The sequence below is a fragment of the Streptomyces cyaneofuscatus genome, assembly GCF_033109485.1.
Classification (GTDB): Bacteria; Actinomycetota; Actinomycetes; order Streptomycetales; family Streptomycetaceae; genus Streptomyces; species Streptomyces cyaneofuscatus.
Genome location: NZ_CP137002.1, coordinates 5,831,735 through 5,851,731 on the forward strand (window position 1 = coordinate 5,831,735; position 19,997 = coordinate 5,851,731).

The 19,997-nt window shown below is 72.3% G+C and carries 19 protein-coding genes; 14 read left to right on the forward strand and 5 right to left on the reverse strand.

The genetic code is table 11. The features are described 5' to 3' along the window. Positions 1-64 precede the first annotated feature (64 nt). Positions 65-703, reverse strand: coding sequence for a dihydrofolate reductase family protein (locus R2B67_RS25520; RefSeq protein ID WP_317821315.1), 639 nt, complete (start codon positions 701-703; stop codon positions 65-67). A gap of 115 nt (positions 704-818) precedes the next feature. Beyond that, the gene (locus R2B67_RS25525; RefSeq protein WP_317821317.1) at positions 819-1,793 is read right to left on the reverse strand and encodes a MerR family transcriptional regulator; all 975 of its coding nucleotides are present in this window, start codon (positions 1,791-1,793) and stop codon (positions 819-821) included. A 235-nt stretch (positions 1,794-2,028) separates the two neighbouring features. Between R2B67_RS25525 and R2B67_RS25530 the strand changes: the two genes are divergently transcribed. Continuing rightward, positions 2,029-4,143 carry a SpoIIE family protein phosphatase gene (locus R2B67_RS25530; RefSeq protein ID WP_317821318.1) on the forward strand — a complete coding sequence of 705 codons (2,115 nt, stop codon included), beginning with the start codon at positions 2,029-2,031 and terminating at the stop codon, positions 4,141-4,143. After that, complete coding sequence (hemW, locus tag R2B67_RS25535; protein WP_317821319.1) at positions 4,109-5,350, forward strand: radical SAM family heme chaperone HemW; 1,242 nt, start codon at positions 4,109-4,111, stop codon at positions 5,348-5,350. The genes R2B67_RS25530 and hemW overlap by 35 nt, the downstream gene beginning before the upstream one ends. Before the next feature lie 21 nt (positions 5,351-5,371). Here hemW and R2B67_RS25540 read toward each other — a convergent pair whose 3' ends face one another. Both R2B67_RS25540 and R2B67_RS25545 read right to left on the reverse strand, forming a co-directional pair. Beyond that, positions 5,372-6,193, reverse strand: coding sequence for a DUF3097 domain-containing protein (locus R2B67_RS25540; protein WP_317821321.1), 822 nt, complete (start codon positions 6,191-6,193; stop codon positions 5,372-5,374). An 83-nt stretch (positions 6,194-6,276) separates the two neighbouring features. Beyond that, positions 6,277-7,008 (reverse strand): MBL fold metallo-hydrolase, encoded by a 732-nt coding sequence (locus R2B67_RS25545; RefSeq protein ID WP_317821323.1) that lies wholly within the window; start codon positions 7,006-7,008, stop codon positions 6,277-6,279. Between the two features lie 178 nt (positions 7,009-7,186). Between R2B67_RS25545 and hrcA the strand changes: the two genes are divergently transcribed. The 7 genes from hrcA to R2B67_RS25580 all read left to right on the forward strand — a co-directional run bounded on the left by hrcA (position 7,187) and on the right by R2B67_RS25580 (position 13,737). Beyond that, positions 7,187-8,203 carry a heat-inducible transcriptional repressor HrcA gene (hrcA, locus tag R2B67_RS25550; protein WP_018511542.1) on the forward strand — a complete coding sequence of 339 codons (1,017 nt, stop codon included), beginning with the start codon at positions 7,187-7,189 and terminating at the stop codon, positions 8,201-8,203. After that, positions 8,204-9,343, forward strand: coding sequence for a molecular chaperone DnaJ (gene dnaJ / locus R2B67_RS25555; RefSeq protein ID WP_018511543.1), 1,140 nt, complete (start codon positions 8,204-8,206; stop codon positions 9,341-9,343). A gap of 132 nt (positions 9,344-9,475) precedes the next feature. After that, entirely contained in the window at positions 9,476-10,549 is a 1,074-nt protein-coding gene (locus R2B67_RS25560) for a nitronate monooxygenase (protein WP_317821325.1), read from the forward strand. Further along, on the forward strand, positions 10,546-11,289 hold the full coding sequence (locus tag R2B67_RS25565) for a 16S rRNA (uracil(1498)-N(3))-methyltransferase (RefSeq protein WP_317821326.1): 744 nt from the start codon (positions 10,546-10,548) through the stop codon (positions 11,287-11,289). The genes R2B67_RS25560 and R2B67_RS25565 overlap by 4 nt, the downstream gene beginning before the upstream one ends. A gap of 75 nt (positions 11,290-11,364) precedes the next feature. Further along, positions 11,365-11,724, forward strand: coding sequence for a histidine triad nucleotide-binding protein (locus R2B67_RS25570; protein ID WP_018511546.1), 360 nt, complete (start codon positions 11,365-11,367; stop codon positions 11,722-11,724). 37 nt (positions 11,725-11,761) lie between these two features. After that, a complete protein-coding gene (locus R2B67_RS25575; protein ID WP_317821328.1) occupies positions 11,762-12,676 on the forward strand; it encodes a ribonuclease Z in 915 nt (304 codons plus the stop codon). A 68-nt stretch (positions 12,677-12,744) separates the two neighbouring features. Next, on the forward strand, positions 12,745-13,737 hold the full coding sequence (locus R2B67_RS25580) for an adenosine deaminase (RefSeq protein ID WP_109977637.1): 993 nt from the start codon (positions 12,745-12,747) through the stop codon (positions 13,735-13,737). Here R2B67_RS25580 and R2B67_RS25585 read toward each other — a convergent pair. After that, positions 13,701-15,050, reverse strand: a complete 1,350-nt coding sequence (locus R2B67_RS25585) for an MFS transporter (protein WP_317821330.1) — start codon at positions 15,048-15,050, stop codon at positions 13,701-13,703. The genes R2B67_RS25580 and R2B67_RS25585 overlap by 37 nt on opposite strands. A gap of 413 nt (positions 15,051-15,463) precedes the next feature. On the opposite strand from R2B67_RS25585, the gene R2B67_RS25590 reads away from it, so the two are divergent. From R2B67_RS25590 to R2B67_RS25610, 5 genes are all read left to right on the forward strand, one after another. Then, on the forward strand, positions 15,464-16,609 hold the full coding sequence (locus R2B67_RS25590; RefSeq protein WP_317821332.1) for a carbohydrate kinase family protein: 1,146 nt from the start codon (positions 15,464-15,466) through the stop codon (positions 16,607-16,609). 154 nt (positions 16,610-16,763) lie between these two features. Next, positions 16,764-17,828 carry a PhoH family protein gene (locus tag R2B67_RS25595; RefSeq protein ID WP_317821334.1) on the forward strand — a complete coding sequence of 355 codons (1,065 nt, stop codon included), beginning with the start codon at positions 16,764-16,766 and terminating at the stop codon, positions 17,826-17,828. 12 nt (positions 17,829-17,840) lie between these two features. After that, a complete protein-coding gene (ybeY, locus tag R2B67_RS25600) occupies positions 17,841-18,338 on the forward strand; it encodes an rRNA maturation RNase YbeY (RefSeq protein WP_237325805.1) in 498 nt (165 codons plus the stop codon). After that, on the forward strand, positions 18,335-19,630 hold the full coding sequence (locus R2B67_RS25605) for a hemolysin family protein (RefSeq protein ID WP_317821335.1): 1,296 nt from the start codon (positions 18,335-18,337) through the stop codon (positions 19,628-19,630). Before ybeY ends, R2B67_RS25605 begins: the two co-directional genes overlap by 4 nt. Further along, positions 19,627-19,983 carry an MmcQ/YjbR family DNA-binding protein gene (locus R2B67_RS25610; RefSeq protein WP_317821336.1) on the forward strand — a complete coding sequence of 119 codons (357 nt, stop codon included), beginning with the start codon at positions 19,627-19,629 and terminating at the stop codon, positions 19,981-19,983. Before R2B67_RS25605 ends, R2B67_RS25610 begins: the two co-directional genes overlap by 4 nt. Positions 19,984-19,997: the final 14 nt, after the last annotated feature.

Below are 19,997 nucleotides of genomic sequence, written 5' to 3' on the forward strand. Positions count from 1 at the left end.
CCGACGGGTGTCCGGCCACCCCGTACGCCGTCCATGGCCCGGTCGGCGGTCGTGAACGAGCGCGCTAGCTTCCGGTGCCGCGGTCCGGTGCGCTCATGTCCCCCGTCGCGGGAGTGCCGTCGGCCAGCCCGTACCGCAGGTACACCGTGCCCTTCGGGCCGGCTGCCGGTGGGGCGAGGAGCGTCAGGTTGGTGGGCACCGCGCCCCCGTCGAACACCTTCTTGCCGACGCCGAGCACGATGGGGTGCAGCCAGAGGTCCAGGCGGTCGAAGAGCTTCTCGCGCAGGAGGCTCTGCACGAGGTTCAGGCTCCCGACGACTTTCACGTGTTCGTGCCGGTCACGGATCTCGCGCACCGAGGCAGCCAGGTCCGGGCCGAGCAGCGTCGACCCGGCCCACGAGAGGTCGGGCCCGCCGCGGGAGGCCACGTATTTCGGGACGCTGTTGAAGAGCGTGGCGATCCCGTCGTCCTCGCCGCCCTCCTGGTGAGGCCAGTGGGCGGCGAAGATGTCGTAGGTCCGCCGGCCGAGCAGGAGGGCGTCCGTGCCCTCGTACGCTCCACCGATCTGCGCCTCGGTGACCTTGTCCAGCAGGGGCGCCTGCCAGCCGCCGAACGGGAACCCGAGCGGGTCCTCGTCGGGTCCGCCGGGCGCCTGCCCGACGAGGTCGAGGGTCGCGAACAGCTCGATGTGGATGAGGCCCATGGCGTGCTCCTGGTGAGTCGGTCGTCTCTCCAGGGGTAGACCCGCGGACGCCCGCAGGCTCATCGCCGCGACGGAACCCGGTTTCCCCACTCCTGGCCGCCGGCCGGCCCGTGGTTCAGGCCGTGGGTGTGTCCTGGGCCGCGAGCTGTTCGGCCAGTTCCATGCAGCGCAGACGGGCGGGGGAGAAGTCGTACGGCATTCTGCCCACCGCTTCGAACGCGCTCATGGTGCGCGCCCTCCGTCCGCCGGAACCGCGGTCGCCGCCCCCGTCGTCGTCCTCTGCCTCCTCCTCGTCCTCCTCCTGGTCGGTGGTGGCGGAGTCCCGGGCGTCCCAGGCCTCGAACAGGGCATCGTCGTCCCCGGCCAGACCGGACTCCTCGATGAAGGCATCCAAGGCGCCTTCGAAGGCGTACCGCTCGGCGGCCACCCGGGCCACCCGCGGATCGTCGACGGCAACGGTGTCGTCGAGCGCCTCCTCGGCGGCGTCGACGCGATCGGACTCCGCCCGCAGGGCGGGATGGGTGGCCAGGGCGATGAAACGGGTGGCCTGGACGGCTGCGCCCAAGGGGCCGAAGATCCGCTCCGTGACCAGCAGCGTGTCCAGCTCCCCCTGGCGCAGGGACCCCTCTGGCAGGCTCTTGAAACGGTCGGTCACGACATCGGAGAGCAAGCCCATGCGGCTGCCCTCGGCGCGCATGCGCTGCACGGCGGTCCGCTGCCGGCGCAGCACGGCCTCCTGGGCGGCGAGGGAGTTTTCCAGGCGTTCCAGGCTGAGCGCGATCCCGTCACCGCCGTCAACGTCACCGCCGCCACTGTCGCCGTGTTCCCGGTCGTCGCCCACGCTCTCCGTGTCCGCCGTGAGGGCGTCCCGGATGTCGTCCAGGGCGATTCCGGCACCGGCCATCCTGCGGATCCACAGCAGCCGGATCATGTCCTGGTGGCCGTAGCGGCGGCGCCCGTCGCCGCCCCGCTCGGGCTCGGGGAGCAGCCCGATCGCGTGATAGTGCCGGATCGCCCGCGGCGTCGTGCCGGCGAACGCCGCCGCGTCACCGATCTTCACCCGGCGCGGCGGGACGAAGGACAAGTGCATGAGCGGGTGCCTTTCCTCGGTGGAGCGGGGAGGGAACCCACCGGACCACATGCCGTTACGGCAGATGCAAACCCGTACACCATCGCGCGCCGCCACAGGGGCGCCGCTGTGGGGCCGTTTTCCGAAGCCTTGCGTTCGAACTGCTCGATTTTCTGCCCACTTCGGTAACTCGGTGCTTATGGGCGCGTCCGGTCTGTCACTCTGTCGGAATCAGCGGACCCGGAGGAGCGGCACCGTGGCACCCATCCCCTTGCAGCGGGACCAGCGGGACCAGCGGGACGCCGTGCAGCGCCCCGGCACCGCCCGTGCCGGGTACGCGCACGGCCCGCGTCTGGCCAGCCGCACCAGCCTGCCCGGAATACCGCTCGCCCCGTCCGCCGCCCGCCGGTTCGTGCGGGCGGCGCTCGCGGAGTGGACCGGGCTCGGGGTGCCCGCCGCCGTGGGCTTCAGCGACCGGCTGGCCGACGACGCCGTGACCGTCACCAACGAGCTGGTCACCAACGCCGTCGTGCACGCCGGGACCACGGTCGACCTGGTGCTCCGGCTGGAGGAGGAGGGCGGCGACGAGCCCTCGGCCGCCCTCGTCCTGGAGGTCACCGACCACCACCCGGCCCGCCCGGTCGGCGCCGACGAGCCCGGAGATCCCGGCCGTACGCGTACGGAGACCGAGGAACCCGCCGGCCTCCCCGACCCCGCCGAGTACGGCCGGGGCCTCCAGCTCGTCGCCACCCTCGCCGAGTCCTGGGGCATCACCTACCGCACCGGCCTCAAGACCGTCTGGGCCCGCCTCCCCGTCGACGACTGGAGCGGCCCGGCCGCCCCGCCCGACCAGGACTCCCTCCGGCGCGGCCTGCGCGCCGCCGAGATCCTCGCCCCCGCCGCCCGGCGCACCGAACGCGACGACGCGGTCTGGGACAGCCGGGGCGCCCCCGCCTTCCTCGCCGAGGCGTCCGACCTGCTCGCCGGGCAGCTCGACGAGGACCTGGTGGCCGCCATAGCGGGCCAGCTGCTGGTGCCCCGGCTCGCGGACTGGTGCGCGATCTGGCTGGAGGCCGAGGGCGGGGGACCGGGGGCCGAACCCCGGCTGGCCCGGGTCTGGCACAGCGACGAGACCGGTACGGAGCCCCTGCGCACGGCCCTGGAGCGGGAGCCGCTGCGCCTCCCGGCGGGCGTCGGCTCCGGCCCCGTACCCGTCCCCGTGCCGTGGTCCGCGCACCCCGCAGAAGAGCACCCGCCCACGGAAGAGCACCCGTCCACGGACGAGCACCCGCCCTCCGATGAGCACCCGCCCACGGACGAGGCTCCGCAGCCCGGCGCCCGCGACGGCGCCGCCCTCGCCTTCCGGATCACGGCGGCCGGCCGGGCGCTCGGCACCGTGCTCGTCGGCCGGGAGGGCGTCGCCCAGGTGCCGGACGCCGTCGCCTCGCTCATCGAGGACTTCGTACGCCGTCTCGGCCTCGCCGTCGGCGCCGCCCGCGCCTACACCCGGCAGGCCACCATCAGCCGGATCCTCCAGCGCGGCCTGCTCCCCAGCAAGGTCGCGGAGATCCCCGGCGTCACCAGCGCCCTCGTATACGAACCGAGCGACGACGGCGTGGTGGGAGGTGACTTCTACGACATCTTCCCGTGCCCCGGCGACCGCTGGTGCTTCGTCCTCGGCGACGTCCAGGGCTCCGGCCCCGAGGCCGCCGTCGTCACCGGCCTCGCCCGCCCCTGGCTCCGCCTGCTCTCCCGCGAGGGCTTCGGCGTCGGCGAAGTCCTGGACCGGCTCAACCGCCTCCTCCTGGACGACGCCATGGAGGCCGCCGAGGCCGCCGCCCTGATGGTCGCCGCCGCCGGGGGCCAGCAGCTCCACGACGGATCCCAGTCCCGCTTCCTCTCCCTGCTGTACGGGGAGGTCGTCCCGCTCCCCGGCGGCGGCGTCCGCTGCACGGTGGCCAGCGCCGGGCACCCGCTGCCGCTGCTGCTGCGCCCCGACGGCTCCGTACGCCCGGCGGCCGAGCCGCAGGTGCTGCTCGGGGTCGTCGAGGACGTGGCGTACGAGAGCCAGGTCTTCGATCTCGCGCCCGGGGACACCCTGCTCTGCGTCACGGACGGGGTGACCGAGCGGCGGTCCGGGCCGCTGATGTTCGACGACGGGGACGGGCTGGCCCGGGTGCTGGCCGGGTGCGCCGGGCTGCCCGCCGACGCGACGGCCGAGCGGATCCGGCGAGCGGTCCACGAGTTCGCCGAGCAGCCGCCGGACGACGACGTGGCCCTGCTGGTGCTCCACGCGGACCAGCACGCGGACTTAAGCACTTCAGGCGCGAGCGACAATGGTCGGTATGCCTTCCGTACTGCCCGATGGTGAGCCCGTACCCGACGACGGGGCGCTGCCCCGCCATGCCCTGGAAGGCGCAGCCGACCGTCCGCTCGGCTTCTACCTGCACGTCCCGTACTGCGCCACCCGCTGCGGCTACTGCGACTTCAACACCTACACCGCCACCGAGCTGCGAGGCTCCGGCGGCGCGCTCGCCTCCCGCGACAACTACGCCGCCCACCTGATCGAGGAGGTCCGCCAGGCCCGCAAGGTCCTCGGCGACGACCCGCGCCCGGTCCGCACGGTCTTCGTCGGCGGCGGCACGCCCACGCTCCTGCCCGCGGCCGATCTCGTACGGATGCTGGCGTCGATCAAGGAGGAGTTCGGGCTCGCGGAGGACGCCGAGATCACCACCGAGGCCAATCCGGAGTCCGTCGACCCGGCCTACCTCGCGGCTCTCCGCGAGGGCGGCTTCAACCGGGTCTCCTTCGGGATGCAGAGCGCCAAGCAGCATGTCCTGAAGATCCTGGACCGCACGCACACCCCGGGCCGCCCCGAGGCCTGCGTCGCCGAGGCGCGCGCGGCCGGCTTCGACCACGTCAACCTCGACCTGATCTACGGCACCCCCGGCGAGTCCGACGACGACTGGCGGGCCACCCTGGACGCGGCGATCGGCGCGGGCCCCGACCACGTCTCCGCGTACGCGCTCATCGTCGAGGAGGGCACCCAGCTCGCCCGCCGCATCCGGCGCGGCGAGATCCCGATGACCGACGACGACGCCCACGCCGACCGCTATCTCATCGCCGACGAGGCCTTCGCCGCCGCCGGGTTCGACTGGTACGAGGTCTCCAACTGGGCCACCACCGAGGCCGGCCGCTGCCTCCACAACGAGCTGTACTGGCGCGGCGCCGACTGGTGGGGCGCGGGCCCCGGCGCCCACAGCCACGTCGGCGGCGTCCGCTGGTGGAACGTGAAGCACCCGGGCGCGTACGCCCAGGCGCTCTCCGAGGGCCGGTCACCGGGCGCCGGGCGGGAGATCCTCGCCGAGGAGGACCGCCGGGTCGAGCGCATCCTGCTGGAGCTCCGGCTCCGCGAGGGCTGCCCGCTGGACCTGCTCAAACCCGACGGCCTCGCCGCCTCCCGCCGCGCGCTCACCGACGGGCTGCTCGACCCGGTCCCGTACGAGGAGGGCCGCGCGGTCCTCACCCTGCGCGGGCGGCTCCTGGCCGACGCGGTGGTGCGGGACCTGGTGGACTGAGCCCCCGGGCCCTGCCTGGGATCAGTCCGGGACGGCCGTCACGAAGTCGATCAGCTCTTCGACCCTTCCCAGCAGCTGCGGTTCCAGGTCCTTGTAGCTGTGCACCTTGGACAGGATGTGCTGCCAGACCGCCCCGGTGTTCTCCGGCCACCCCAGCGCCCGGCACACCCCCGTCTTCCAGTCCTGGCCGCGCGGTACCACCGGCCACGCCTCGATCCCCACCGACGACGGCTTCACCGCCTCCCACACGTCGATGTACGGGTGGCCCACCACCAGCACATGCGGGTCCGAGACCTGCGCCGCGATCCGGGACTCCTTGGAGCCGGTCACCAGGTGGTCCACCAGCACCCCGAGCCGGGCGTCCGGCCCCGGGGAGAACTCGTCCACGATGGCCGCGAGGTCGTCGATGCCCTCCAGGTACTCCACGACCACGCCCTCGATGCGCAGGTCGTCGCCCCACACCCGCTCCACCAGCTCCGCGTCGTGCCGGCCCTCCACATAGATCCGCCCGGCCCGCGCCACCCGGGCCCGCGCACCGGGCACGGCGACGGAGCCGGAGGCCGTACGGGAAGGGCGCACCGGACCACCCGGCCCCGGGCGCACCAGCGTGACCACCTTGCCCTCCAGCAGGAAGGCGCGCGGCTCCATCGGGAAGACCCGGTGCTTGCCGAACCTGTCCTCCAGGGTCACCGTCGGACCCTGGGCCGTCTTCTCGCAGCGGATCACCGCCCCGCAGAAACCGGTGGCGACCTCCTCCACGACCAGATCGGGTTCGGCGGGGACCTCGGGCACGGGGGCGGACCTCTTCCACGGCGGGGTCAGGTCCGGCTGATAGCTGCGCATGGGCAGACGATAATCCTCACCCCGCCCCGAAGATCGTCACTCCGCCCGAGAACCCGCCACCCACCCCGGGAGCCCGGCAACCCTCACCCCGCCTTGAACCGCTCCGCCAGCGCCGCCCGCTGCTCCCGGACGAACGCCGCGTCCACCACCGCCCCGTGCCCCGGTACGTACACCGCGCCCTCGCCGCCCAACTCCAGCAGCCGGTCCAGGGCGGCGGGCCAGCGCGAGGGGATCGCGTCCCGGCCCGCCTGCGGTTCGCCCGACTCCTCCACCAGGTCCCCGCAGAGCACCACCGGAGGCTCCCCTTCCGTGCCCGGGACCAGCACCGCGAGGTCATGGCCGCTGTGGCCCGGGCCCACGTTGGCCAGCAGCACCTGACGGCCGCCGCCCAGGTCGAGGGTCCACTCGCCGGTCACCTCGTGGTGCGGCACCACCAGCGTGTCCACCGCCCGGTGGGCCTCGTCCTCCGCCAGCCCGTGGTGCACGGCCGACCCGGTCAGCTCGTCCGCCGAACGCTTCAGCAGCGCGGTGATCCCCACCGCCCCGTACACCTGCGCCCCCGCGAACGCCGCCGTCCCCAGCACATGATCGAAGTGCGGGTGGCTCAGTGCGATATGCGTCACCCTGCGGCCGAGCAGCGCCTCGGCCTGCCCGCGCAGCTCGACGCCCTCGCGCAGGGTCGAGCCGGTGTCGTACAGGAGCACACCGTCGGCCCCGGCGACCAGCGCGGCCGTGGCATCCCAGCCCGGCAGGCGCCGCCGCCCGATACCGTGACCCAACCGCTCCCAGCCGAAGTCTTCCCACAACACGTCCATGGGGCGACGCTATCGGCAACGTCCCGCACGGCTCGGCGGCGGCGTGGCCGGTCGCCCTTGCCCCCGCCCCACCTCACCCCCGTACACTGACCGGTGGGTAGCTGGCACTCGTACGCACCGAGTGCCAGACGGATACCGGAGTGAAGACACCGGAGAACGACAGCTGGAGGTGTGCGCCATGCTCAGCGAACGCAGACTCGAAGTGCTGCGCGCCATCGTCCAGGACTATGTCGGCACCGAGGAGCCCGTCGGCTCCAAGGCGCTCACGGAGCGGCACCAGCTGGGGGTCTCCCCGGCCACCGTCCGCAACGACATGGCGGTGCTGGAGGACGAGGGCTTCATCGCGCAGCCGCACACGAGCGCGGGGCGCATCCCGACCGACAAGGGGTACCGCCTCTTCGTCGACAAGCTCGCCGGCGTGAAGCCGCTCTCCTCGCCCGAGCGCCGGGCCATCCAGAACTTCCTCGACGGCGCGGTCGACCTCGACGACGTGGTCGGCCGGACCGTGCGGCTGCTCGCGCAGCTGACCCGGCAGGTCGCGGTCGTGCAGTACCCCTCGCTGACCCGCTCGACGGTGCGGCACGTGGAGCTGCTCTCGCTGGCCCCCGCCCGGCTGATGCTTGTCCTGATCACGGACACCGGCCGGGTCGAACAGCGTATGATCGACTGCCCCGCGCCCTTCAGTGAGGCATCGCTCGCGGATCTGCGGGCCCGGCTCAACAGCCGGGTCGTCGGACGCCGCTTCGCCGATGTCCCGCGACTGGTGCGGGAGCTGCCGGAATCCTTCGACAGCGAGGACCGTGGGACGGTTTCCACGGTTCTTTCCACCCTCCTCGAAACCCTGGTCGAGGAGACGGAGGAGCGGCTGATGATCGGCGGCACCTCCAACCTCACCCGCTTCGGGCACGACTTCCCTGTGATGATCCGGCCGGTGCTGGAAGCACTGGAGGAGCAGGTCGTCCTGCTGAAGCTGCTCGGTGAGGCCACGGACTCAGCCATGACCGTACGGATCGGGCACGAGAACGCCCACGAGGGCCTCACGTCCACGTCCGTCGTCGCGGTCGGCTACGGTTCGGGCGACGAGGCAGTCGCCAAACTCGGCGTGGTCGGACCGACCCGCATGGACTACCCCGGAACGATGGGAGCGGTACGCGCAGTGGCACGTTACGTCGGACAGATCCTGGCGGAGTCGTAAGTGGCCACGGACTACTACGCCGTACTCGGCGTGCGCCGCGACGCATCTCAGGACGAGATCAAGAAGGCATTCCGTCGGCTCGCACGCGAGCTGCACCCGGATGTCAACCCGGATCCGAAGACCCAGGAGCGGTTCAAGGAGATCAACGCCGCTTACGAGGTGCTCTCGGACCCGCAGAAGAAGCAGGTCTACGACCTCGGCGGCGACCCGCTCTCCGCCAACGGCGGGGGCGGCGGCGCGGGCGGTTTCGGAGCCGGCGGCTTCGGCAACTTCTCCGACATCATGGACGCGTTCTTCGGAACGGCCTCGCAGCGCGGGCCCCGCTCGCGCACCCGGCGCGGCCAGGACGCCATGATCCGCCTGGAGATCGACCTCGCCGAGGCGGCCTTCGGCACCACCAAGGACATCCAGGTCGACACGGCGGTCGTCTGCAACACGTGCAGCGGCGAGGGCGCGGCCCCCGGCACCTCCGCCCAGACCTGCGACATGTGCCGCGGCCGTGGCGAGGTCTCGCAGGTGACCCGGTCCTTCCTGGGCCAGGTCATGACCTCGCGGCCCTGCCCGCAGTGCCAGGGCTTCGGTACGGTCGTGCCGACGCCGTGCCCGGAGTGCGCCGGTGACGGCCGCATCCGCTCGCGCCGCACGCTCACCGTCAAGATCCCGGCGGGCGTCGACAACGGCACCCGTATCCAGCTCGCCGGTGAGGGCGAGGTCGGCCCCGGCGGCGGCCCGCCCGGCGACCTGTACGTCGAGATCCACGAGCTGCCGCACTCGGTCTTCCAGCGGCGCGGCGACGACCTGCACTGCACGGTCACCATCCCGATGACCGCGGCCGCGCTCGGTACGAAGTGTCCGCTGGAGACCCTGGACGGCGTCGAGGAGATCGACATCCGGCCCGGCACCCAGTCCGGCCAGTCCGTACCCCTGCACGGGCGGGGCATCACCCACCTGCGCGGCGGCGGCCGGGGCGACCTGATCGTCCACGTCGAGGTGATCACGCCGACCAAGCTCGACGCGGAACAGGAGCGGCTCCTGCGGGAGCTCTCCAAGCTGCGCGGCGAGGAGCGGCCCTTGGGTCAGTTCCAGCCAGGTCAGCAGGGTCTCTTCTCCCGGCTGAAGGACGCCTTCAACGGCCGCTGAACCCTTTTCCGCCTTTCACCGCACCGCCCATCGGTTACCGACCGGTGGGCGGTGCGGCGTTCGGTGGGAGAACCGGTCAGGTCGCTCGCTGGCTGATTCGGCCCTGTGCGGCGGACATGGCACGATGCGCTCATGTCCTCCGCGTTGACCGATCTCTGCCGGTATCCGATCGTGCAGGCCCCCATGGCGGGCGGCGCTTCCGGACCCCAGCTCGCCGCGGCCGTCGCCGACGCGGGCGGGCTCGGGTTCCTCGCCGCCGGGTACAAGACGGTGGACGGCATGTACAACGAGATCAAACAGCTGCGCCGGCTCACCGGCGGCCCGTTCGGTGTGAACCTCTTCATGCCGCAGCCCGCCCTCGCCGACGCCGGCGCCGTGGAGGTCTACCGCCACCAGCTGGCCGGTGAGGCCACCTGGTACGAGACCCCGCTCGGCGACCCCGACGGCTGCGGCGACGACGGGTACGAGGCGAAGGTCGCCATCCTGCTGGAGGACCCCGTCCCGGTGGTCTCCTTCACCTTCGGCTGCCCCACCCGCAACACGCTGGACGCCTTCGCCAAGGCGGGGACGTACACCATCGTGACGGTCACCTCCGCCGAGGAGGCCCAGGCGGCCCAGTGGGCGGGCGCCGACGCCGTCTGCGTCCAGGGCGTCGAGGCGGGCGGCCACCAGTCCACCCACCGCGACGACCCGCAGGCCGACCACACCGGCACCGGGCTGCTCACCCTCGTCACCAAGGTCCGCGAGACCGTGCAGATCCCGATCGTCGCCACCGGCGGCCTGATGCGCGGCTCGCAGATCGCCGCCGTCCTCGCGGCGGGCGCCGACGCCGCCCAGCTCGGTACCGCCTTCCTGATCTGCCCCGAATCCGGCGCCCACCTGCTCCACAAGCAGGCCCTGACCAACCCGCTCTTCGTCCGCACCGAACTGACCCGCGCCTTCTCCGGCCGCCCCGCGCGCGGCCTGGTCAACCGGTTCGTCCGCGAGCACGGCCCGTACGCCCCCGCCGCCTACCCTCAGGTCCACTACCTGACCACCGGCCTGCGCCAGGCCGCCGCGAAGGCGGGGGACGCCCAGGGCATGGCGCTGTGGGCGGGACAGGGCCACCGGATGGCCCGCGAACTGCCCGTCGGCGAGCTGATCGAACTGCTCATCGACGAACTGGAGGCCGCTCGTACGGCCCTGAGCATGAGGAGCCCCCGGTGACCGCACCGGTCTTCGTCGTCGAACGGATGCCCGCCGGGCCGGAGTTCGTCCTGGACGGACCCGAGGGACGGCACGCCGTCTCGGTCAAGCGGCTGGAGCCCGGTGAGGACGTCGTCCTCACCGACGGGCTCGGCCACTGGGCGGAGGGCGTGGTCCGGGCCGCCGAGGGCAAGGACCGGCTGATCGTCGCGGTCGAAAGTCTGCACGAGGAGCCGGAGCCCACGCCCCGGATCACCGTCGTCCAGGCGCTCCCCAAGGGCGACCGGGGCGAACTGGCCGTCGAGACCATGACCGAGACCGGCGTCGACGCGATCGTGCCGTGGCAGGCCGGCCGCTGCATCACCCAGTGGAAGGGCGATCGAGGGGCCAAGGCCCTGACGAAGTGGCGCAGTACGGCACGGGAGGCGGGCAAGCAGTCCCGCCGGGTGCGCTTCCCCGAGGTGACCGAGGCCATGACGACCAAGCAGGTCGCCGCCCTCCTTGCCGGTGCCGACTTCGCCGGGGTGCTGCACGAGGACCGCGACCACGACAGCACCCCCCTCGCCACCGCCGAACTCCCCTCCACCGGAACGATCGTGCTCGTCGTCGGCCCCGAGGGCGGCGTCTCCCCGCAGGAACTGGCCGCCTTCGCCGAGGCGGGCGCCCGCCCCTACCGGCTGGGCCGCAGCGTGCTGCGTACGTCCACCGCCGGGACGGCCGCGACCGCGCTGCTGCTGGGGCGCACGGGCCGCTGGGGCTGAACAGGCCCCGGCCGCCGGGCAAGAGGCTCTAGCATGAGCCTTACTGATCACCAGCGAACGAGGAGGCCCGGCGCCATGGCGGGAGAACCGCAGACCGACTGCCTGTTCTGCAAGATCGTCTCGGGAGACATCCCGGCGACCATCGTCCGCGAGAGCGACACGACCGTCGCCTTCCGCGACATCAACCCGCAGGCCCCGACCCACGTCCTGGTCATCCCCAAGGTCCACTACCCGGACGCCGCCTCGCTCGCCGCCGCCGAACCGCAGATCGCCGCCGACGTGCTGACCGAGGCCGGAGCCGTCGCCGCCGACGAGAAGATCGACTCCACCGGATACCGGATCATCTTCAACACCGGCTCCGGCGCCGGCCAGACCGTCTTCCACGCGCACGCCCACGTCCTTGGCGGCCGCGGCCTCCAGTGGCCCCCCGGATAGCCCTTCCCGTACAGCAGCAGCGCAGGAGCGTTTCCCCATGTCCGTACGCGAGCTGGTGGTGCTCGGCACCGCCAGCCAGGTCCCCACCCGGCACCGCAACCACAACGGCTATCTGCTGCGCTGGGACGGCGAGGGCATCCTCTTCGATCCCGGCGAGGGCACCCAGCGCCAGATGCTCCGGGCCGGGGTCGCCGCGCACGACATCGACCGGATCTGCGTCACCCACTTCCACGGCGACCACTCCCTCGGGCTCGCCGGGGTGATCCAGCGCATCAACCTGGACCAGGTCCGCCACCCCGTCACCGCCCACTACCCGGCGAGCGGGCAGCACTTCTTCGACCGGCTGCGGTACGCCACCGCCTACCGCGAGACCGTCCGGCTCACCGAGACCCCGGTCGCCGGAACCGGCGGGGTCCTCGCCACCACGCCCTCGTACACGCTGGACAGCCACCGGCTCTCGCACCCCGTCGAGTCGTACGGTTACCGCCTCACCGAGCCCGACAGCCGCCGCATGCTGCCCGCCCTCCTCAAGGAGCACGGGATCGCGGGGCCGGACGTCGGCCGCCTCCAGCGTGAGGGCGCACTCGGCGGCGTCACGCTGGAGCAGGTCTCCGAGCACCGGCGCGGGCAGCGGTTCGCGTTCGTCATGGACACCCGGCTCTGCGACGGGGTGTACGCGCTCGCCGAAGGGTGCGACATGCTCGTCATCGAGTCGACCTTCCTCGACGAGGACGAGAAGCTCGCCACCGACCACGGCCACCTGACCGCGGGACAGGCCGCCCGGGTGGCCAAGGAGTCCGGCGTACGCCATCTGGTGCTGACCCACTTCTCGCAGCGCTACAGCGACCCCGAACTCTTCGAGACCCAGGCGCGGGCCGCCGGGTTCGACGGCGAACTCACCGTCGCGCAGGACCTGATCAGAGTCCCGCTCCCGCCCCGCCACCATCACTGAACCACCGCAGTCCGAAAGAGCCGCACCACCGTTGTGAACCCACCCAGCACCACCGTTTGCGAGACACCGTGCACCTCCCCAAGGCAGAACTCCACCTCCACATCGAAGGCACCCTCGAACCCGAGCTCGCCTTCGCCCTCGCCGAACGCAACGGGGTGACCCTGCCGTACGCCACCACCGACGAACTGCGCCGGGCCTACGCCTTCGACGACCTCCAGTCCTTCCTGGACCTCTACTACGCGCTCATGGCCGTGCTGCGGACGGAGGAGGACTTCACCGAACTCGCCGACGCCTACCTGGCCCGCGCCGCCGCCCAGGGCGTCCGGCACGCCGAGATCTTCTTCGACCCGCAGGCCCACACCGCCCGCGGCGTCCCGATCGGCACGGTCATCGAGGGGCTGAGCCGGGCGCTGGAGCGCAGCGAGGAGACCCACGGCATCTCCACCCAGCTCATCCTGTGTTTCCTGCGCGACCTCTCCGCCGAAGCCGCCCTCGGCACTCTCGACGCTGCCCGCCCGTACCTCCACCGGATCAGCGCCGTCGGCCTGGACTCCGCCGAGGTCGGCCACCCGCCCGCCAAGTTCCGCGAGGTGTACGAGGCGGCCACCGCGCTCGGTCTGCGCAAGGTGGCCCATGCGGGGGAGGAGGGGCCGCCGTCCTACATCCGCGAGGCGCTGGACGTCCTCGGCGTGGAGCGCGTCGACCACGGGCTGCGCTGCATGGAGGACCCCGAGCTGGTGGCGCGGCTGGTCGCGGACCGGGTGCCGCTGACGCTCTGCCCGCTCTCCAACGTACGGCTGCGCACGGTCGACACGCTGAAGGACCACCCGCTGCCGGAGATGATGGCGGCGGGGCTCCTCTGCACGGTCAACTCCGACGACCCCGCCTACTTCGGCGGGTACGCGGGCGACAACTTCGACGCCGTACGGGACGCGCTCGCCCTGGACCCGGAGCAGCTGCGCACCCTGGCCCGGAACTCCTTCGAGGCGGCCTTCCTCGACCACGACGAGGAGCGCAGGGCGCGCTACCTGTCCGAGGTCGAGGCGTACGCGTTCGACTGATCGGGCCCGCCGTCCGGACCGGCGGTCCGGATCGCGCTGCGCACCAGCCGCCTGCGCCGTACGCGGAGTTCGGTGACGGCCTGCTCCGGTGAGCCGAGCTTCGGCACGGCACCGGACAGGCTGCCGGTGGTGGCGGCCAGCAGCGCGGCCGGGGCGCCACCACGGCGGCGGACCGAGCCGGGCACCAGCGGCCGGCCACCGGTGTGCAGGGCCACGGCGGTCACCGGCGCGGCGACCAGGAGCGTTGCCGCGCCGAGGATCAGCCCCATCGCCGGGTAGCCGGCCTCCTCGGAGAGCACGCTGCCCAGCAGCGGGCCGCAGGCCACGCCCACGGAGGAGGCCGAGCCCGCCAGGACCGCCCAGCGGCCGCGTACGTCCAGGGAGGCGGCCAGACCGATCAGGTAGGAGAGGACCACCGGGTAGACGGTGTTCCACAGGATCTCGCCGGTCGCGAACGAGCCCAGGTCCCGGGCCGAGGAGCTGACCACGATGCTCCCCGCGATGACCACGGTCCCCAGCCCGATCGGCACCGCCCGGCCCACCCGGGCGCCCAGCACCCCGGCGCCCATGACGCCCAGCAGGCCCGCGCCGAGGGCGGCGGCGAACACCGCGCCGACGGTGACCTCGGAGAGCCCCACCTGCACCACGCCGATGCGGCTGCTGACGCCCCAGAGCGCGTTCTGCGCCATGGACCAGACGAGCATCCCGCCCGCCAGGACGAGACCGGAACGACGGTGCGGCAGGCGGCCGGTGATCCGCGAGGCGGACTCCTCGGGGGCCGTGGGGCCGTTCAGCCGGGTGGTCGCGGGCCAGACGAGCAGGGCGACCAGGGCGATCGCGGCGAACGGGAGCCGGTGGCCGCCGCCGAGGTGCGGGATCGTCAGATAGAGGGCGCCCGCCGTGGCGGAGACGGTGAGCAGCCCGAGCGAGGACGTCCGGTGCGGGTCGCGCTGTGCGGCGATCCCCGCCGCCGCGACCGCCGTCGCCGCCCCCGAGCCGAAGCCGCCGACCACCACGGAGGCCACCACGAGCGGCACGGACCCGGCCAGCGCCGCGGAGCCGTACCCGACGGCGGCCAGCACCAGACCGACGCGGGCCGGGGTACGGGACCCGTACTGCTCGACCCGGCCCGCCAGGGTGAACCCGGCACTCGCCGAGCTCAGCAGCAGAGCACTGCCGACCAGGCCCGCCTGGGCGGGAGTCAGCCCGAGATGGACGCTGAGGCGGCCGACGATGGTGGGGAGCAGATAGGAGGCGAGGTAGCCGGCGGTGAAGACGGCGACCAGCGGCCACGCGGCGCGGCGCGAGGACATGGGCGTTCCTGGAGACATGCCTGAGCAGGCAGGGGGAGGGGGAGAGGGTGCTGCGACGCGCGCAGGGCAGGGCAGAGCGATGCCCGGCGCACGGGAAGGGGAGAATGCGAGGGGGTACGGGGAAATACGGGAGATGCGAGACGTGCGGCTCTCATCGGACAACGTCCCCGAAGGTGCTCGCGGGGCAATTTGTATCAAGCGCTCCCGGCCGCCCGAAAGTCGCCCCGCCGTGATCTGGGTCACTTATGCGTTTATGCGCTCGGAAGCCGGGTAACAGCGCATGTTTATGCAGGTCAGGATGGCATGTCGGCCGGGCCCTCATCGGCGGGGGAGGCCCCGCCCCGGGCCCCGAATCGGGCAGACTGGCCGGATCTCACACTGTCCAGATCTGCCGCACGGCCGGGGAGCGCACGGTGAGCACTGACACTCCAGGGATCGACCCGCTGCAGGCGCTGCGCGCCCCGCAGGACCCCGCCTGCGACGTCTTCCTGACGGGCACGGTCTTCCTCGACATCATCTTCACCGGCCTCGACAGCGCCCCCGTGCGCGGCACCGAGTCCTGGGCCCGCGGCATGGGCTCCAGCCCCGGCGGCGTCGCCAACATGGCCACCGCGCTCGCCCGGCTCGGCCTGCACACCTCGCTGGCCGCCGCCTTCGGCGACGACCACTACGGCGAGTACTGCTGGGACGCCCTCGAACAGGGCGAGGGCATCGACCTGTCGATGTCGCGCACCGTTCCCGGCTGGCACTCCCCGGTCACGGTCTCGATGGCGTACGAGGGCGAGCGCACGATGGTCTCCCACGGCCACGAGGCCCCGGCCCCTTCGGCCGTCCCGGGCCAGGCGGGAGCGGGCCCCACGGAAGCCGCCCCCGCCGCCGCCCCCGACCCCGCCTTCCCCCAGTGCCCCCCGCGCGCCCGCGCCGCGATCGCCTCGCTCGTCCCGGGGCGCAGCGAACCCTGGGTGGCCACCGCCGCCCGGCACGGCGCGCTGATCTTCGCCGACGTCGGCTGGGACGAGACCGGCCGCTGGGACCTGGACGCGCTGCCCGACCTGGCGCACTGCGAGGCGTTCCTGCCCAACGCCGAGGAGGCGATGCGCTACACCCGCACCGACTGTCCGCGCGCCGCCGCCCACGCCCTCGCGGAACGCGTCCCGCTGGCCGTGGTCACCCTGGGCGCCGAGGGCGCGTACGCCGTGGACGGGCGCACCGGGGCCGCCGCCCAGGTGCCCGCCATCGAGGTGGAGGCCCTCGACCCGACCGGCGCCGGGGACGTCTTCGTGGCCGGCTTCGTCACCGGCACCCTCGCCGACTGGCCGCTCGCCGACCGCCTCGCCTTCGCCGGGCTGACCGCCGCCCTCTCGGTCCAGGAGTTCGGCGGCTCGCTCTCCGCACCCGGCTGGGCCGAGATCGCCGCCTGGTGGCAGCGCATCCGCACCCTCGACGACCAGGACCCCACCGCCCTGGAGCGGTACGCCTTCCTGGAGGAGCTGCTCCCCACCACGGCCCGCGCCTGGCCGCTGCGGCGCGCGGTCCCCACGATCGGCTTCCGCCAGTGAGCGGACAGCGGACTCCTCGTACACACGGCTCGTACACACGGCCGGTAAAAGCACTCTGCGTTGTCACTGCCAAGTCGTAGGCTTGGTGATCCAGAGGTTGTCGAGCAGCGACAGCCCTGCAACGGGAGGTATGCGCAGGCCCGAGGGCCGGCCCATGACTCAGACACCCACACAGCCGCAGGCGCGTGCCCAGATCCGGATCCCGGCCGCTCACCCCATGGTGATGCTCCTCGGATCGGGTGACTCGCTGTTGCGCGTGATCGAAGAGGCCTTCCCGGCGGCCGACATCCATGTCCGGGGCAACGAGATCAGCGCCACGGGCGAGGCGGCCGACGTCGCCCTCATCCAGCGCCTGTTCGACGAGATGATGCTCGTGCTCCGCACCGGAGCGCCGATGACGGAGGACGCAGTGGAACGGTCGATCGCCATGCTCAGGGCGGCCGGCACCGGCGAGGGAGACCCCCAGGGCGAGACACCCGCCGAGGTGCTCACCCAGAACATCCTCTCCAACCGCGGCCGCACCATCCGCCCCAAGACGCTCAACCAGAAGCGGTACGTCGACGCGATCGACCAGCACACGATCGTCTTCGGCATCGGCCCCGCGGGCACCGGCAAGACCTACCTGGCCATGGCCAAGGCCGTCCAGGCGCTCCAGGCCAAGCAGGTCAGCCGCATCATCCTGACCCGCCCCGCGGTCGAGGCGGGGGAGCGGCTCGGCTTCCTCCCGGGCACCCTCTTCGACAAGATCGACCCGTATCTGCGCCCGCTCTACGACGCCCTGCACGACATGCTCGACCCCGACTCGATCCCGCGCCTGATGGCGGCGGGCACGATCGAGGTGGCGCCGCTCGCATATATGCGTGGCAGGACGTTGAACGACGCGTTCATCATCCTCGACGAGGCGCAGAACACCAGCGCCGAGCAGATGAAGATGTTCCTCACCCGCCTCGGCTTCGACTCCAAGATCGTCATCACGGGTGACATCACCCAGGTCGACCTGCCGAGCGGCACCAAGAGCGGGCTGCGCCAGGTCCAGGAGATCCTGGAGGGCCTGGAAGACGTGCACTTCTCGCGTCTCACCTCCCAGGATGTCGTCCGGCACAAGCTCGTCGGCCGTATCGTCGACGCGTACGAGAAGTACGACAGCCGAAACGGTCAGCAGGACGGTCAGGCGGACGGCCGGGAAGACGGCCGACGCGACCGCCGTAAAGGGAAGTAGTCGCAGCGCACCATGTCGATCGACGTCAACAACGAGTCCGGAACCGAGGTCGACGAGCAGGCGATCCTCGACATCGCCCGCTACGCACTGGCCCGGATGCGGATCCACCCGCTGTCCGAGCTCTCGGTGATCGTGGTGGACACCGACGCCATGGAGCAGCTGCACATCCAGTGGATGGACCTCCCCGGTCCGACCGATGTCATGTCCTTCCCGATGGACGAGCTCCGTCCGCCGGCCAAGGACGAGGAGGAGCCCCCGCAGGGGCTCCTCGGTGACATCGTGCTCTGCCCGGAGGTCGCGAAGAAGCAGGGCGAAGAGGCGCCGACGCAGCACTCCATGGACGAGGAGCTCCAGCTCCTGACCGTCCACGGAGTGCTGCACCTGCTGGGGTACGACCATGAGGTGCCCGAGGAGAAGGCCGAGATGTTCGGTCTCCAGGCCGCCATCGTGGACGGCTGGCGCGGTGAGCACGGTCTCACCGGCGCGTCCCCGGCCCCCACCGTCTCGTGATCGCGCCCCTGATCACCGGCGCCGTCGCGCTGGTCGTCGTCGGCTGGCTGGCCGCCTGCGCCGAGGCGGGCATCGCCCGTACGTCGAGTTTCCGGGCGGACGAGGCGGTCCGGGCAGGCCGGCGCGGCAGCGCGAAGCTGGCGCAGGTCGCCGCCGACCCGGTGCGCTATCTCAACGTCGCCCTGCTGGTGCGGGTCGCCTGCGAGGTGTCGGCCGGGGTGCTCGTCACCTATGTGTGCCTGCAGAAGTTCCCGGAGACCTGGGAGGCGCTCGCCTTCGCGATGGGCGTGATGGTCCTCGTCAGCTATGTCGCCGTCGGGGTCTCCCCGCGCACCATCGGCCGCCAGCACCCGCTGAACACGGCGACGGCCTCGGCGTACGTGCTGCTGCCGCTGGCCCGGATCATGGGCCCGATCCCGCAACTGCTGATCCTCATCGGCAACGCGTTCACCCCGGGCAAGGGGTTCCGCAAGGGCCCGTTCGCCAGTGAGGCGGAGCTGCGCGCGATGGTGGACCTGGCGGAGGCGGAGTCGCTGATCGAGGACGACGAGCGCCGCATGGTGCACTCGGTCTTCGAGCTGGGCGACACCCTGGTGCGCGAGGTGATGGTGCCCCGCACCGACCTGGTCTCCATCGAGCGCTACAAGACGATCCGCCAGGCCCTCACCCTCGCCCTGCGCTCCGGCTTCTCCCGGATCCCGGTCACCGGCGAGAACGAGGACGACATCGTCGGGATCGTCTACCTCAAGGACCTGGTCCGCAAGACCCACATCAACCGCGAGTCCGAGGCCGACCCGGTCTCCACCGCGATGCGCCCCGCCGCCTTCGTCCCCGACACCAAGAACGCCGGGGACCTGCTGCGCGAGATGCAGCGCGACCGCAGCCATGTCGCCGTCGTCATCGACGAGTACGGCGGCACGGCGGGCATCGTCACGATCGAGGACATCCTGGAGGAGATCGTCGGCGAGATCACCGACGAGTACGACCGCGAGCTGCCGCCCGTCCAGGAGCTGGAGAACGGCTGCTACCGGGTGACCGCACGCCTCGACATCGGGGACCTCGGCGACCTCTTCGGGCTCGACGAGTACGACGACGAGGACGTGGAGACCGTCGGCGGACTGCTCGCCAAGGCGCTCGGCCGGGTCCCGATCGCCGGTGCCTCGGCCGTCGTCGACCTGCCCGACAGCCGCAAGCTCCGGCTCACCGCCGAGTCCCCGGCCGGCCGCCGGAACAAGATCGTCACGGTGCTGGTGGAGCCCCAGGAGAAGGAAGCGGAGACGGAGACGGTATGACGCCCGAGCGGCTGCGCGCCTTCTGCCTGGAGTTCAACGCGAGCGTGGAGGAGTTCCCGTTCGGCCCGGAGACCTCGGTCTTCAAGGTGCTCGGCAAGATGTTCGCCCTCACCTCGCTGGATGCCCGGCCGCTCACGGTCAACCTCAAGTGCGACCCGGACGAGGCGATCCGCCTCCGCGAGGAGCACCCGAAGGCCATCGTCCCCGGCTGGCACATGAACAAGCGCCACTGGAACACGGTGACCGTCTCCGGCGTCCCGGACAAGCTGCTGCGCGAGCTGATCGAGGACTCCTACGACCTGGTGGTCGCCGGCCTCCCGAAGGCGGAGCGGCTGAAGCTGGACCGGCCGTAGGACGTACGCGTACG

Bases quoted from the DNA above. Each gene is read 5' to 3' on its own strand.
- R2B67_RS25520 (WP_317821315.1), bottom strand. From the start codon at position 703: ATGGGCCTCATCCACATCGAGCTGTTCGCGACCCTCGACCTCGTCGGG.
- R2B67_RS25525 (WP_317821317.1), bottom strand. From the start codon at position 1,793: ATGCACTTGTCCTTCGTCCCGCCGCGCCGGGTGAAGATCGGTGACGCG.
- hemW (WP_317821319.1), top strand. From the start codon at position 4,109: ATGGTCGGTATGCCTTCCGTACTGCCCGATGGTGAGCCCGTACCCGAC.
- R2B67_RS25540 (WP_317821321.1), bottom strand. From the start codon at position 6,193: ATGCGCAGCTATCAGCCGGACCTGACCCCGCCGTGGAAGAGGTCCGCC.
- R2B67_RS25545 (WP_317821323.1), bottom strand. From the start codon at position 7,008: ATGGACGTGTTGTGGGAAGACTTCGGCTGGGAGCGGTTGGGTCACGGT.
- hrcA (WP_018511542.1), top strand. From the start codon at position 7,187: ATGCTCAGCGAACGCAGACTCGAAGTGCTGCGCGCCATCGTCCAGGAC.
- R2B67_RS25560 (WP_317821325.1), top strand. From the start codon at position 9,476: ATGTCCTCCGCGTTGACCGATCTCTGCCGGTATCCGATCGTGCAGGCC.
- R2B67_RS25570 (WP_018511546.1), top strand. From the start codon at position 11,365: ATGGCGGGAGAACCGCAGACCGACTGCCTGTTCTGCAAGATCGTCTCG.
- R2B67_RS25575 (WP_317821328.1), top strand. From the start codon at position 11,762: ATGTCCGTACGCGAGCTGGTGGTGCTCGGCACCGCCAGCCAGGTCCCC.
- R2B67_RS25585 (WP_317821330.1), bottom strand. From the start codon at position 15,050: ATGTCCTCGCGCCGCGCCGCGTGGCCGCTGGTCGCCGTCTTCACCGCC.
- R2B67_RS25595 (WP_317821334.1), top strand. From the start codon at position 16,764: ATGACTCAGACACCCACACAGCCGCAGGCGCGTGCCCAGATCCGGATC.
- ybeY (WP_237325805.1), top strand. From the start codon at position 17,841: ATGTCGATCGACGTCAACAACGAGTCCGGAACCGAGGTCGACGAGCAG.
- R2B67_RS25610 (WP_317821336.1), top strand. From the start codon at position 19,627: ATGACGCCCGAGCGGCTGCGCGCCTTCTGCCTGGAGTTCAACGCGAGC.